The organism is Methylosinus sp. Ce-a6 (assembly GCF_009811655.1).
Classification (GTDB): Bacteria; Pseudomonadota; Alphaproteobacteria; order Rhizobiales; family Beijerinckiaceae; genus Methylosinus.
The window spans coordinates 205493-219388 of record NZ_BGJX01000004.1 but is presented as its reverse complement, the minus strand read 5'-3'; the positions used below and the strand labels follow the sequence as shown (position 1 = coordinate 219388).

Genomic DNA, 13896 nt, shown 5'->3' with positions numbered 1-13896 from the left:
GCGCATGACCGCCGCCTGGGACGACGACTTCCTCGCAAGTCTCGTCGCCGCCTGAAATCCTTCACCCGATTCCCCTGTGGCTGCGTCGCCTCGAGCTGCAAGGGCGTCGTCATTGAGGGCGTCGTCATTCCCGGCAGGCCGACGGCCCGACCGGGAATCCAGATCAACGACAAGAAGGCTCCGCCTGTTGCTCGAGATTCTCGATCGCTGCTGTGCGAGCGTCGGGAATGACGCTCCTTCCAAATGAGCGGACGCCGCCGACTAATCTGGCCGCAATTCGTCCGCCGACGGCGCGCTCGAGCCCGCGCTCGCAGCGGCGCGCCGCCGCGAGCGAGAGGTCTCCTGCGCCAGCGCATAGATCGCCGGAATGACGATGAGCGTCAGCACCGTCGAGGAGGCCATGCCGCCGATCATCGGCGCGGCGATGCGTTGCATCACCTCCGAGCCCGCGCCCGAGCTCCAGAGGATCGGCAGCAGGCCCGCGATGATGGCTGTGACCGTCATCATCTTCGGGCGCACGCGCTCGACCGCGCCGCGCATGATCGCCTCATGCAGATCGGCGCGCGTGAAGGGGCGGCCCTGCGCGGCGCGCTCGGCGGCGATCTCCTCGCGGGCCTGATCGAGATAGATGAGCATGACGACGCCGGTCTCGGCGGCGACGCCGGCGAGCGCGATGAAGCCGACCGTCGCCGCGACCGACATGTCGAAGCCCGAGAGCCACATCATCCAAACGCCGCCGACGAGCGCGAAGGGCAGCGAGGCCATGACGATCAAGGTTTCCGTCAAGCGGCGGAAATTGAGATAGAGCAGCAGGAAGATGATCGCGAGCGTCAGCGGCGCGACGATGGCGAGGCGCGCTTTGGCGCGCTCCATATATTCGAACTGGCCGCTCCAGGTCACATAGGCGCCGGCGGGAAATTCGATCGATTGCGCGACGGCTTTCTGCGCCTCCTCGACATAGCCGCCGAGATCGCGGTCGCGCACATCGACGAAGACATAGACCGCGAGCTGGCCGTTCTCGGTGCGAATCGAGGTCGGGCCGCGCATGAGATCGATTCTCGCGACCTCGCCCAGCGGCACGGCGCCGCCGCGCGGCAGCGGCACGAGAACCTCATGCGCGATCGCCTGCGGGTCGGAGCGGAAGTCGCGCGGATAGCGTATGGTGACGCCGTAGCGCTCGCGGCCTTCGACGGTCGTCGTGATCGTCTCGCCGCCGAGCGCGGTGGCGATCACCTCCTGCACGTCGCCGATCATGAGATTATAGCGGGCGAGCGCCGCATGATCGGGGACGATGTCCAGGAAATAGCCGCCATTGACGCGCTCCGCATAGGCGCTGGCCGTGCCGGGAACGCGCTTCAGCACGGTCTCGACGCGGCGGGCGAGCTCTTCCATCTGCGTGAGGTCGCGGCCGAAGATCTTCACGCCGATCGGCGTTCTTATGCCCGTCGCGAGCATGTCGATGCGCGCCTTGATCGGCATCGTCCACGCGTTGGAGACGCCGGGAAACTGCAGGGCCGCGTCCATTTCCGCGATGAGCCTGTCGGTCGTCATGCCGGGCCGCCACGACTCCCTCGGCTTCAGCGTGACGACCGTCTCGAACATTTCGAGCGGCGCCGGATCGGTCGCCGTGGCCGCGCGGCCGGCTTTGCCATAGGTCGATTGCACCTCGGGGAAGGATTTGATGATGCGGTCCTGCGTCTGCAGCAGCTCCGCCGCCTTGGTCACGGAGAGTCCGGGCAGAGTCGTCGGCATATAGAGAAGCGCGCCTTCGTCGAGCCGGGGCATGAACTCGCTTCCCAAGCGGCGCGCCGGAGAGATCGTCGCGACGAGCGCGGCGATGGCGAGGAGAATGGTCGCGGTCTTCGCCTTCAGCACCAGAGCGATGATCGGCCGATAGAGGAATATCAGCGCGCGATTGACCGGATTTTTCGCCTCCGGCGCGATCTTGCCGCGCACGAAGACGACCATCAGCGCCGGCACGAGCGTCACCGAGAGGAGCGCCGCCGCCGCCATTGCGAAGGTTTTCGTATAGGCGAGCGGCGCGAACAGGCGCCCTTCCTGCGCCTCGAGCGTGAAGATCGGCAGGAAGGACACTGTGATGACCAGCAGGCTGAAGAACAGCGCCGGCCCGACCTCCGTCGCGGCCTCGATCAATATGTCCACGCGGGGCTTTTCCGGCGGAGCCCGCTCGAGATGCTTGTGCGCGTTCTCGATCATCACGATCGCGGCGTCGACCATGGCGCCTATGGCGATGGCGACGCCGCCTAAGCTCATTATGTCGGAGCCGAGGCCGATCGCCTTCATCGCCGCAAAGGCGACGAGCACGCCGACGGGCAGCATGAGCACGGCGACGAGCGCGCTGCGCAGATGCATGAGAAACAGCGCGCAGACGAGGGCGACGATGACGCTCTCCTCGACGAGCGTGCGGCGCAGCGTCTCGATCGCCGCATGGATGAGCTGCGAGCGATCGTAGACGGTGGCGATCTCCAACCCTTTCGGCAGCGCCGAGGCGAGGCGGGCGAGCGCCGCCTTCACATTATCGATCACGTCGAGCGCATTGGCGTGATAGCGCTGCAAGGCTATGCCGCTCGCGACCTCGCCCTCGCCGTCGAGCTCGGCCACGCCGCGCCGCTCGTCCGGCCCGAGCTCGACGCGGGCGACGTCGCGCAGCAGCAGGGGCGCGCCATTGTCGGCGCGCAGGCCGATATGCTCTATGTCGGCGGCGCTCTTCAGATAGCCGCGACCGCGAACGATGAACTCGAACTCGGAGAGCTCGATGGTTCGCCCGCCGACGTCGGCGTTGCTGGCGCGGATCGCCTCGCGCAGCTGCTTCAAGGAGACGCCGAGGCCGCGCAGCCGATTGGGATCGACGATAACGTTGTACTGTTTGACGAAGCCGCCGACGCTCGCGATCTCGGCCACGCCTTCCGCCTTGGAGAGGCCGTAGCGCAGCGTCCAATCCTGGATCGAGCGCAGCTCGGCGAGGGTCATTTCCTTGGCGACGAGCGCATATTGATAGACCCAGCCGACGCCGGTGGCGTCGGGGCCGAGAGTCGGCGTCACGCCCTGGGGAAGCTTCTTGGACGCCGCATTCAAATATTCGAGCACGCGCGAGCGCGCCCAATAGATGTCGACGCCATCCTCGAAAATGACATAGACGAAGGAGACGCCGAAGAAGGAGAAGCCGCGCACGACCTTGGAGCGCGGCACGGTCAGCATCGCGCTGGTGAGCGGATAGGTGACCTGATCCTCGACGACTTGCGGCGCCTGCCCCGGATATTCGGTGTAGACGATGGCCTGAACGTCGGAGAGATCGGGAAGCGCGTCGAGCGGCAGCGTTCGCAGCGCATAGACGCCGGCGGCGATCGCAAAGCCGGCGCCGATGAAGACGAGCATGAGATTGCGCGCCGACCAGGCGATGAGACGGCCGATCATCGCGCCGTCTCCGTCCCCTCGAGCGCATGAAGCGCGGACTTCAGATTGCTTTCCGCATCGATCAGGAAATTGGCCGCGGTCACGACGCGGTCCGTTTCGTCGAGGCCGCTCTTGACCTCGACGAAGCCTTCGCCGCGCCGGCCGAGCGTCACCTCGCGCGGCTCGAAGCGTCCGTCGCCTTTGTCGAGGAGCACGAGCGAGCGTTTGCCGGTCTCGATCACCGCGCTCTCGGGCGCGGCGACGAGCTCGTCCTTGTTGTCGGCGAGGATTTCGGCGTCGACGAACATGTCCGGCCGCAAGGCGAGATCGGCGTTGGCGAGCTCGACGCGCACGCGCGCGGTGCGGGTCTCGCGATTGATCTGCGGATAGACGACGGTCACATCGCCGGCGAAGACTCGGTTCGGAAGGCCGCGCGCGGTGATGCGGGCGCTCTGGCCGACGCGCAGGCGCGCATAGTCCTGCTCGGAGACGTCGGCGAGGACCCAGACCACCGAGAGATCGGCGATGCGGAAGAGCGCCTGCCCCGGCTCGGCCTTCATTCCGTCGACAGCGTTGCGCTCGAGAATGACGCCGCCGCGGGGCGCGGGCCAGGAGATGTTCGTCGGCACGCGCTGCTGGCGCGATATTTCGGCGATGAATTCCGGCGGCGCATTCAGTGTCTCGAGCCTGCGGCGCGCGCCTTCGAGCAGCGCCGGGTCATTGGCGCGCCGGCCCGAGAAAGTGAGATAATCCGCCGCGGCGGCGGCGATCGCCGGCGAGTAGAGGCGCAGGAGCGGCTGGCCCTTGTCGACGCGCGCGCCGGTCGTCGCGTCGAAGACCTTCTCGATGAAGGCCTCGGAGCGCGTCGCCACCACGGCGACGCGCCGCTCGTCGACCTGCACGACGCCGGGAACGCGTATCTTGGCGGCGAGCGCGCGGCGCCGCACGGGCTCCGAGCGCACGCCCGTTCGCTGGATTTTTCCCGGCGCTATGCGCACCGAGCCGTCCTCGTCGCCGGCCTCGCCCTCATAGACGGGCATGTAGTCCATGCCCATCGAATCCTTCTTCGGCGTCGCGGACACGTCCGGCAGGCCCATCGGATTGCGATAATAGAGAATGCGTTTCGCCGGCGCCGGCGCCGGCGGCCGCGCGGAGAGCTCGGGGAGGATCGCGCGCAGATCGGCGGGCCGCGCCGGCAGATAATCCATCCCCATGCCGTCCTTGCGCGGGACGAGCGAGATGTCGGCGCCGCCCATCGGATCGCGATAGAAGAGCGGCTCCTCGCGGGAGGGCGTCGGCGCAGGGAGCCTGCCGAGGAGCGGCGCGATCTGCGATCGTCGCACGGGCAGAAAATCCATCCCCATGCCGTCCTTTTTGGGATGGCGCGAGAGTTCCGGGCCGTCCATCGGGTCGCGATAGAAGAGAATGGGATCGTCCATCTCCATGCGTTCCGGCGGATGGTCCGGTTGGACGGCGTCGGAAGGGGACGTGTGAAACATGGTCGCGGTCACGCTCGCGGCGAGCGCGAGCGCGCCGACGAAGGGTGCATAGGGAGGCATGGAATCGGTCTCCGGCCGCTTCTCGCGGCGAATCGCTTTGAAAGTCGCTGGAAAAATTCGCGGCGCCCGCGCGAGCGGGAGGCCGGCGGCGAAGGCGGCTTCAGGCGATCGGAGGTCGAAGATCGGGCGGGGCGATCAGGCCGGCGAGATCGGCGTCGCTCGGCGGCGCGATGGGCGCGCAGGCGAGGCGCGTCCGAAAGGGGCTCGCGGCTTCGGGCGGAGCGGGCGCGGCCTGCATCTGCGCGCAGAAAAGGGCGGCGCAGTCATCCGCAGCCAGCGAGGCGTTGCCGCCGCCTGACTTATGGCAGTCCTCCATGGCCGCCGCGCTCATCCCCTCGCAAGAATGGCGCTCGCGCGCGGTCGGTCCGCCGAGGAGGAGCGAGGCCAGAGCGAGCAGGGACAGCATATTGCGGAGCAGGCGAAGCATGGCCTCTTCCAACTGGCGCGCCGGTTCGAACTTCGTTCGAACCCTCTTTGCATAAGGGCGGCCCATTCCCGGAGGGAATGGCGCGCCCGAGAGGATTCGAACCTCTGACCTCTGCCTTCGGAGGGCAGCGCTCTATCCAGCTGAGCTACGGGCGCGTGGGTCCTGCATCTTCACTATCGCAACCCGGCTGCGCCTGCAATCGGGGTCGAGCGGCTTTCGGGCTTTTCGCCCATTGTCTCGTCGCGCGTTCAGAGTTCTATGTCCTCGTCGAAAATCTCGAGCGGCAACAGGCGGCGGAAGCGGACGGCGAAACCGTCCTCGGTCTGGCGGATGACCTCCGCCTGAGTTCGCTTCCCGATCGTGACTTTTTCGCCGGGCGGAACCCGCACTTCGGTGCGCAGCGACGCGCCGCTGCGCGACAGATCGAGAATTTCGCAGGGCAAAATGACCTGCGCCACGGTGAAGGTCGTGAAGCGCTGCTTGGGACGAAGCCGCTCATGGGAGCGGTATTGCGCGCCGTTCGGCGCGAAATGACGCGTCAGCCAGGCGAATTGCATCGCGACATGGGCGCGCGGCCGATCCGATAGCTCGAGGTCCAGAGTGAAACCGCCGTCGAAGCGACGAATCACGGAGCCTTCGAAACAGCCCCAACGGTCGAGATCGAGGGTGACCTTGTCGCCCACCGTGGGGCGAAAATCGCTGCGCAGCGCGACGATCTCCGACGACATGTCGATGGTGCGGCAGGGATAGCGGCGCTGGTCGGGCGGCAAGAAGAAACGACCGTCGAATCGCGGCTCGGCCACGGTCTCGGCCGCGAGGCGCTCCTCCTCCTCCTGCTTCAGGCGCAGATCAGATCGTCTCACGGCCGTCGCTCCACATGCGCGGCGCCCGCCAGTCCCGCATGGACCGGAGCGCTGACGAGTTTCGGCCGCTGCACGACCGGTAAAAGATTTAGCAATCTCAACAGGTTCAACGTGGCGGCGCGCGCGCCGTCACGTAGAGGTTACACGTTTTACTGCCGATACGTAAATCCGGCTTGAATCGAAGCGCCGCAATTGGCGCGATCGCGCTTCGTGACGCGGGAGCCCGCTTGCGCTAGAAGGCGATCCATGCGCGCGCTTGTTCTCATCTTTCTCGGGGCCGGATTGGGCGGACTCCTCAGGCATTTCGTCAATATCTGGTGCCAGCGCTGGCTCGGCGCGCAACTGCCCTGGGGCATTTTCATCATCAATGTCACCGGCTCTCTCGCCATGGGGCTGGCGGCCGGCTATTTCGCCTTCAAGGCGGGGACGGGGTGGTCGCAGTCGATGCGCCTGTTCGTGACCACTGGCGTGCTCGGCGGCTATACGACTTTCTCCGCTTTCTCGCTCGACGCCGTCACTCTGATCGAGCGGGGCGATCCGCTCTGGGCCGGGCTCTATGTCGGCGGTTCCGTCGGCCTCTCCATAAGCGCGCTCTTCCTCGGACTCTTCATCGTGAGGACGCTGACGTGAGCGCGACCGGGACGCCGGCGCCGCAATCGACGCCCGTGCAGACGCTGACCGTCGAGGCGGACGAGGCGGGGCTGAGGCTCGACCGCTGGTTCAAGCGGCGCTTTCCCTCGCTCGCTCTGTCGCATCTCGCCAAAATCTGCCGCAAGGGAGAGGTGCGCGTCGACGGCAAGCGGGCCGATACGTCGACAAGGCTCGAGCAGAATCAGAAGGTTCGCGTGCCGCCGCTCAAGCTGGAGACGATCGCGGCGCCGGCGGTCCTGCGGGCGCGGCCGGAAGACGCCCGCGCGCTCGCCGAGATGACTTTGTTCGAGGACGCGCATCTCATCGTGCTGAACAAGCCCTATGGCCTCGCCGTCCAAGGCGGCTCGGGCATGAAGCGGCATATAGACGGTATGCTCGCATCGCTGGCCGAGGGCGACAAGCGGCCGGTGCTGGTGCATCGGCTCGACCGCGACACGTCCGGCGTGCTGCTCATCGCCAAGAATCGGCGCACGGCGGCGGAGCTCGGGGAGATCTTCCGCTCGCGCCAGGCGCAGAAGATCTATTGGGCGCTGGTCGAAGGGGTTCCGAAGCCGGCGCAGGGCCGCGTGTCGCTCTATCTCGCCAAAGGCGCGGATATGGGCGAGGATCGCTCTCGCCGCGGGGCGGGCGAGCGTCGCGCGGGCGACGCCGACGCGCGCGAGAAGATGCGCGTCGTCCGGCATGGCGAAGAGGGGGCGCAGCATTCGCTGACCTATTACGCCATCGTCGACAAGGCGGCGCCGCGCTGTTCCTGGCTGTCGATGAAGCCCCTGACCGGGCGCACGCATCAGCTCCGCGCCCATGCGGAGGCGATCGGCTGCCCGATCTTCGGCGACCCGAAATATGGGCACAGGCCCGAGGACGAGGCGCGACGCCGCGATCCCATGCGCGCCATGCCGGCCGAGCTCGAGGTGAAGCTCCATCTTCTGGCGCGGCGGTTGATTCTGCCGCATCCCAAGGGCGGCGCGCTCGACGTCACCGCGCCGTTGCCGCCGCATATGCAGAAGAGCTGGGATTTCTTCGGCTTCGACGCGGGGCAGGACGACCCCATATTGGCGGCGCCGGACGCTTGACGCGCCCCCGCGCCCGAGGAGACCGCCCCATGTCCTCAGATAGCGAAAATCTCGCCGACGGCCTGTTCGTCACCAATGCGGAGCGCAATCCGTTGCGCATAGCGGCGCAATCCGCGCGGACGGAGGCGCCGAAACGATTCTACCGCTCCGCCGGAGTGGGCGAGGCCGATGGCGGTTACGCCGTGCTGCTCGATGGACGGACGGTCAAGACGCCGGCGCGGCGCATTCTGGCGACGCCGTCCTCGCCGCTGACGGGGGCTATCGCGGCGGAGTGGGAGGCGCAGGGCGAAAGGCTCGACCCTTCGTCCATGCCTTTGACGAAACTCGTCAATTCGGCGATCGACGGGGTCGCGGACCGGCTCGATGAGGTCGCCGCCGACATCGCCAAATATGCGGGCTCGGACCTCGTGAGCTATCGCGCCGAGGAGCCTGCGGGCCTTGCCGCCGCGCAGGCCGACGCCTGGGACCCGTTGCTCGCCTTCGCCAGGGAGCGGCTCGGCGCCGAGCTCGCCGCGACGGCGGGCGTGATGTTTCTCGCGCAGGCGCCAGAGGCGACGGTCGCGGTCGCCGAGGCGGTGCGCGCCTATGCGGGGGAGGGGGCGGGGGCGCCTTTCCGCCTCGCGGCGCTCCATTCGATGACGACGCTGACGGGCTCCTGCCTCATCGCCCTTGCGGTGGCGCTCGGCCGAATGGACGTCGAAGCCGCTTGGGCCGCCGCCCATGTCGACGAAGATTATCAGATGAGAGCCTGGGGCGCGGACGCCGAGGCGATGGAGCGCCGGGCGCGGCGATTCGAGGAGATGAAAGCCGCGGCCAAGATCGCCGAATTCTTCGGCGGCGCCGCCTGATTCACGGGCGCCGGCGCGCAATTTCTCGTCGCGCCCGGGCGCCCGTAAGGCTCGCCGGCCCAATCCCTTCGGTAAAGAGGCGCTCGGCTCTTGCTTTGACCTATACGCTGGGTTACGGAACGCGCGGTCAGACGGCGCCCGGGGCTCTCCGCCCCGCGACACAACGCGCCGCCCCCGCCGCAAACGTCGGACATCGCCATGCCGAGCCTGCTCGAACAATATTTGCCGCTCGTGATCTTCGTCGCCCTCGCGGCGATCATCGCCGGCGCGCTGCTCGTCCTCCCCTTCCTGGTCGCCTTCAAGGCGCCGGATCCGGAGAAGCTCTCCGCCTATGAGTGCGGCTTCAATCCTTTCGGCGACGCGCGCATGAAATTCGACGTGCGCTTCTATCTCGTCGCGCTGCTCTTCATCGTCTTCGACCTCGAGGTCGCCTTCCTCTTTCCCTGGGCCGTCGCCTTCAAGGAGGCGGGCAGCTTCGGCTTCTGGTCGATGATGTTCTTCCTCGGCGTGCTGACCGTCGGCTTCGTCTATGAATGGCGCAAGGGAGCGCTCGAATGGGATTGATCACTCGCCAGAGCCAGACGCAGATTCCGACCCTCGTGGCGCCCTCCGCCAAGGGTCTCGTCGATCCGCGCACCGGCAAGCCGGTGGGCGCGGACGATCCCTTCTATCTCGGCCTCAATGACGAGCTCGCCGACAAGGGCTTTCTCGTCACCGCGACCGACGATCTCATCAATTGGGCCCGCACCGGCTCGCTGATGTGGATGACCTTCGGGCTCGCTTGCTGCGCGGTGGAGATGATCCAAGCGGCGATGCCGCGTTACGATCTCGAGCGCTTCGGCTTCGCGCCGCGCGCCAGCCCGCGCCAGTCGGACGTCATCATCATCGCCGGCACGCTGACCAATAAAATGGCCCCGGCGCTGCGCAAGGTCTACGATCAGATGCCGGAGCCGCGCTACGTCATCTCCATGGGCTCCTGCGCCAATGGCGGCGGCTATTACCATTACTCCTATTCTGTGGTGCGCGGCTGCGATCGAATCATTCCGGTCGACATTTATGTCCCGGGTTGTCCGCCTTCGGCCGAGGCGCTGGTCTATGGCGTTCTGCTCCTGCAGAAGAAGATCCGCCGCAGCGGCACGATCGAACGGTGATGTGATCGCGCTGTTTCGAAGAGAGCGCGCAAAAACGAAGAATGCGATGCGAGCCGCCGCGCGATGAGCCGTCGGTTTCTCATGACGCGAGGGTGAGACATGAGTGCGGAACTCGAAAAGCTCGGCGAGAAGGTCGCCGCGGCCCTTCCGGGCGTGGTGAAAGGCCTTGAGATCGCCTATGGCGAGCTCACCGTGGATGTGGAGCGCTCGCGGTGGCTGGATGTCGCCCGCGTGCTGCGCGACCATCCCGAATTCCTCTTCGTCAGCTTCACCGACATCACCGCGGTCGACTATCCAGAGCGCGACCAGCGTTTCGACGTGGTGCTGCATCTCCTCTCGCCTAAGCATAATCAGCGCATCCGCGTGAAGACGCAGACCGACGAAGACACGCCGGTCGCCTCCTTGACGAGCCTCTATCCGGGGGCGGACTGGTTCGAGCGCGAGACTTACGACCTCTTCGGCGTGCTGTTCGACGGCCATCCGGATCTGCGCCGCATCATGACCGATTACGGCTTCGACGGTCATCCGCTGCGTAAGGATTTCCCCATGTCCGGCTATGTCGAGGTGCGCTACGACGACGAGCGCAAGCGCGTCGTCTATGAGCCGCTGAACCTCACACAGGAATACCGGAAGTTCGATTTTCTATCGCCGTGGGAGGGGGTGGAATATGAGCTGCCCGGCGATGAAAAGGCGAGCAAGTGAGAGCGCCCGTCATGAACATCGGCGCTTCTGCTGATTCTCGCCATTCGCTCTTCCTCCGCCTGGGACTGTCACGATGAACGACCAGAGCCTCCGCAACTTCAACCTCAACTTCGGTCCGCAGCATCCGGCGGCGCATGGCGTGCTGCGCCTGATCCTCGAGCTCGACGGCGAGGTGGTCGAGCGCTGCGATCCGCATGTCGGCTTTCTGCATCGCGGCACCGAGAAGCTGATGGAGGCGCGCACCTTCCTGCAGAACGTGCCCTATTTCGATCGGCTCGACTATTGCTCGCCGATGAATCAGGAGCACGCCTTCTGTCTCGGCATAGAGCAATTGCTCGGTGTCGAGGTTCCGCGCCGCGGCCAGCTCATCCGCGTGCTCTACGCCGAGATCGGCCGTCTTCTCTCGCATCTCCTCAACGTCACCTCGCAGGCGATGGACGTCGGTGCGCTGACGCCGCCGCTCTGGGGCTATGAGGAGCGCGAGAAGCTCATGGTGTTCTATGAGCGTGCGAGCGGCGCGCGCATGCACGCCAATTATTTCCGCCCTGGCGGCGTCGCCCGCGATCTGCCGGACCGGCTGGTCGAGGATATCGGCGCTTTCTGCGACCCGTTCCTGAAGCTCTGCGATGATCTCGAAGAGCTGTTCATCGGCAACCGCATCTTCAAGCAGCGCAATGCCGACATCGGCGTCATCTCGCTCGAGGACGCCTGGAAGTTCGGTTTCTCCGGCGTGATGGTGCGCGGCTCCGGCGCGCCTTGGGATTTGCGCAAGGCGCGTCCCTACGACTGCTATGAGGAGATGGAGTTCGACATTCCCGTCGGCAAGAACGGCGACTGCTACGACCGCGCCGTCATCCGCATGGAGGAGATGCGCCAGTCGACCTACATCATGAAGCAATGCGTCGAAAAGCTTTTGAAGGCCGAAAACCGCGGCCCGGTGGCGACGGTGAACAATAAGATTTGTTCGCCGCCCCGCGCGGAGATGAAGCGCTCCATGGAGGCGCTCATCCATCACTTCAAGCTCTATACGGAAGGCTTCAAAGTGCCGGCCGGCGAGGTCTATGCGGCGGTCGAGGCGCCCAAGGGCGAGTTCGGCGTCTATCTGGTCTCCGACGGCGGCGACAAGCCCTATCGCTGCAAGATCAGAGCGCCGGGCTTCGCGCATCTGCAGGCCATGGATTTTCTCTGCAAGGACCATTTGCTCGCCGACGTCTCGGCGATCCTGGGTTCGCTCGATATCGTCTTCGGGGAGGTCGATCGCTAAATGTCCATACGTCGTCTCGCCGAACAGCAGCCCGAAAGCTTCGAGTTCACGCCCGAGAACAAGGCGTGGCTCGAGGGGCAAATCGCCAAATACCCAGACGGCCGTCAGGCCTCCATGGTGGTGCCGGCCTTGTGGCAGGCGCAGAAGCAGAATGACTATTGGCTGCCGCAGAAAGCGATCGAGAAGGTCGCGGATTTGCTCGGCATGCCCTACATTCGCGTGCTCGAGATCGCGACCTTCTATACGATGTTCAATCTCGAGCCGGTCGGGAAATACTACGTCCAGCTCTGCGGCACGACGCCCTGCATGTTGCGCGGCTCGGACGAGCTGATCGCCGTGCTGGAGCGCCGCGTCGGCCCGCAGCGTCATGTGACCGCGGACGGGCTGTTCTCCTGGCTCGAGGTCGAATGCCTCGGCGCCTGCTGCAATGCGCCCATGGTGCAGATCAACGACGATTATTATGAAGATTTGACGGCCGAGAATTTCGAGAAGCTGCTCGATGATCTCGCCGCCGGCCGGCCGGTGAAGACCGGCTCGCAGACGGGCCGCGTCTCCTCGGAGCCGGAAGGCGGACTGACGAGCCTGACCTCCTTCTATGGCGACGGCGCCAAAGCGCAGGCGGAGTGAACTAGAAATGCTCGCCGATAAAGATCGCATTTTCACGAACCTCTATGGCATAGGCGACAAGAGCCTCGCCGGAGCGCGCTCGCGCGGCGCCTGGGACAACACCAAGGCGCTGCTCGCGCTCGGCCGCGACAAGATCATTCAGGAGATGAAGGATTCGGGGCTGCGCGGACGCGGCGGCGCCGGCTTCTCCACCGGCCTCAAATGGTCCTTCATGCCCAAGACGCCCGATCCGGCGCGTCCCTCCTATCTCGTCATCAACGCCGACGAGTCGGAGCCCGGCACCTGCAAGGATCGCGAGATCATGCGCAACGATCCGCAGACGCTGATCGAGGGCGCGCTGATCGCTTCCTTCGCCATGGGCGCGCACGCCTCCTACATTTACGTGCGCGGCGAGTTCATCGCCGAGCGCGTCGCGCTGCAGAAGGCGATCGACGAGGCCTATGAGGCGCGGCTCATCGGCAAGGACAATATTCACGGCTATCCCTTCGACCTCTACGTGCATCACGGCGCCGGCGCCTATATCTGCGGCGAGGAGACGGCGCTGATCGAGAGCCTCGAGGGCAAGAAGGGAATGCCGCGCCTGAAGCCGCCGTTCCCGGCCAATGTCGGCCTCTATGGCTGCCCGACCACCGTCAACAATGTCGAATCCATCGCCGTCGCGCCGACCATTCTGCGCCGTGGCGCGAGCTGGTTCGCCGGCATCGGCAAGCCCAATAATACGGGCACCAAGCTCTTCTCCATTTCCGGCCATGTGAACAAGCCGTGCAATGTGGAAGAGGCGATGTCCATTCCCTTCCGCGAGCTCGTCGACCGCCATTGCGGCGGCGTGCGCGGCGGCTCGGACAATCTGCTCGCCGTCATTCCCGGCGGCTCCTCGGTGCGGCTCGTGCCTGCGGATCAGATCATCGACTGTCCGATGGATTTCGACAGCCTCGTCAAGCTCGGCTCCGGCCTCGGCACGGCGGCGGTCATCGTCATGGACAAATCGACCGACATCATTCGCGCCATCGCCCGCATCTCTTATTTCTACAAGCATGAGAGCTGCGGCCAATGCACGCCCTGCCGCGAGGGCACGGGCTGGATGTGGCGCGTCGTCACCCGCATGGCGGAAGGCCGCGCCCATAAGCGCGAGATCGACATGCTGTTCGACGTGTCGAAACAGATCGAGGGTCACACGATCTGCGCGCTCGGCGATGCGGCGGCCTGGCCGATCCAGGGCCTCATCAATCATTTCCGTGGGGAGATAGAGAAGCGCATCGACCGCTATGCGGCCAATCCGCATCCCGATCCGGTGCGCGTGGCGGCGGAGTAGAGATC

The 13896-nt window shown here is 65.8% G+C and carries 14 protein-coding genes and 1 tRNA gene; 10 read left to right on the top strand and 5 right to left on the bottom strand.

Annotation, left to right across the window (positions count from 1 at the left end; translation table 11 throughout):
- Positions 1-231: hypothetical protein (locus Mspo_RS19700; protein ID WP_210252807.1), on the top strand; the 231-nt coding region annotated here is incomplete at its 5' end.
- Positions 232-261: 30 nt separating this feature from the next.
- Here Mspo_RS19700 and Mspo_RS04745 read toward each other — a convergent pair.
- The 5 genes from Mspo_RS04745 to Mspo_RS04725 form a co-directional block, all read right to left on the bottom strand.
- Positions 262-3435 carry an efflux RND transporter permease subunit gene (locus Mspo_RS04745; RefSeq protein WP_244613136.1) on the bottom strand — a complete coding sequence of 1058 codons (3174 nt, stop codon included), beginning with the start codon at positions 3433-3435 and terminating at the stop codon, positions 262-264.
- Complete coding sequence (locus Mspo_RS04740) at positions 3432-4973, bottom strand: efflux RND transporter periplasmic adaptor subunit (RefSeq protein ID WP_159727317.1); 1542 nt, start codon at positions 4971-4973, stop codon at positions 3432-3434. The genes Mspo_RS04745 and Mspo_RS04740 overlap by 4 nt, the downstream gene beginning before the upstream one ends.
- A 100-nt stretch (positions 4974-5073) precedes the next feature.
- Positions 5074-5400 carry a hypothetical protein gene (locus Mspo_RS04735; protein ID WP_159727315.1) on the bottom strand — a complete coding sequence of 109 codons (327 nt, stop codon included), beginning with the start codon at positions 5398-5400 and terminating at the stop codon, positions 5074-5076.
- 78 nt (positions 5401-5478) lie between these two features.
- Positions 5479-5555, bottom strand: a tRNA-Arg gene (locus Mspo_RS04730).
- Between the two features lie 93 nt (positions 5556-5648).
- The gene (locus Mspo_RS04725) at positions 5649-6263 is read right to left on the bottom strand and encodes a PilZ domain-containing protein (protein ID WP_244613134.1); all 615 of its coding nucleotides are present in this window, start codon (positions 6261-6263) and stop codon (positions 5649-5651) included.
- A 246-nt stretch (positions 6264-6509) separates the two neighbouring features.
- On the opposite strand from Mspo_RS04725, the gene crcB reads away from it, so the two are divergent.
- From crcB to nuoF, 9 genes are all read left to right on the top strand, one after another.
- On the top strand, positions 6510-6893 hold the full coding sequence (gene crcB / locus Mspo_RS04720; RefSeq protein ID WP_159727313.1) for a fluoride efflux transporter CrcB: 384 nt from the start codon (positions 6510-6512) through the stop codon (positions 6891-6893).
- Between the two features lie 35 nt (positions 6894-6928).
- Entirely contained in the window at positions 6929-7987 is a 1059-nt protein-coding gene (locus tag Mspo_RS04715) for an RluA family pseudouridine synthase (RefSeq protein ID WP_159727353.1), read from the top strand.
- 29 nt (positions 7988-8016) lie between these two features.
- Positions 8017-8835 carry an ATP12 family chaperone protein gene (locus Mspo_RS04710; RefSeq protein ID WP_159727311.1) on the top strand — a complete coding sequence of 273 codons (819 nt, stop codon included), beginning with the start codon at positions 8017-8019 and terminating at the stop codon, positions 8833-8835.
- Between the two features lie 198 nt (positions 8836-9033).
- Positions 9034-9399, top strand: coding sequence for an NADH-quinone oxidoreductase subunit A (locus Mspo_RS04705; RefSeq protein ID WP_159727309.1), 366 nt, complete (start codon positions 9034-9036; stop codon positions 9397-9399).
- The gene (locus Mspo_RS04700) at positions 9390-9986 is read left to right on the top strand and encodes an NADH-quinone oxidoreductase subunit B family protein (protein WP_159727308.1); all 597 of its coding nucleotides are present in this window, start codon (positions 9390-9392) and stop codon (positions 9984-9986) included. Before Mspo_RS04705 ends, Mspo_RS04700 begins: the two co-directional genes overlap by 10 nt.
- A 99-nt stretch (positions 9987-10085) precedes the next feature.
- Positions 10086-10688 (top strand): NADH-quinone oxidoreductase subunit C, encoded by a 603-nt coding sequence (locus Mspo_RS04695; RefSeq protein WP_159727306.1) that lies wholly within the window; start codon positions 10086-10088, stop codon positions 10686-10688.
- A 73-nt stretch (positions 10689-10761) separates the two neighbouring features.
- Positions 10762-11952 carry an NADH-quinone oxidoreductase subunit D gene (locus Mspo_RS04690; RefSeq protein ID WP_159727304.1) on the top strand — a complete coding sequence of 397 codons (1191 nt, stop codon included), beginning with the start codon at positions 10762-10764 and terminating at the stop codon, positions 11950-11952.
- Complete coding sequence (nuoE, locus tag Mspo_RS04685) at positions 11953-12579, top strand: NADH-quinone oxidoreductase subunit NuoE (protein WP_159727302.1); 627 nt, start codon at positions 11953-11955, stop codon at positions 12577-12579.
- Between the two features lie 7 nt (positions 12580-12586).
- On the top strand, positions 12587-13891 hold the full coding sequence (nuoF, locus tag Mspo_RS04680; protein WP_159727300.1) for an NADH-quinone oxidoreductase subunit NuoF: 1305 nt from the start codon (positions 12587-12589) through the stop codon (positions 13889-13891).
- The last annotated feature ends 5 nt before the right edge of the window (positions 13892-13896 follow it).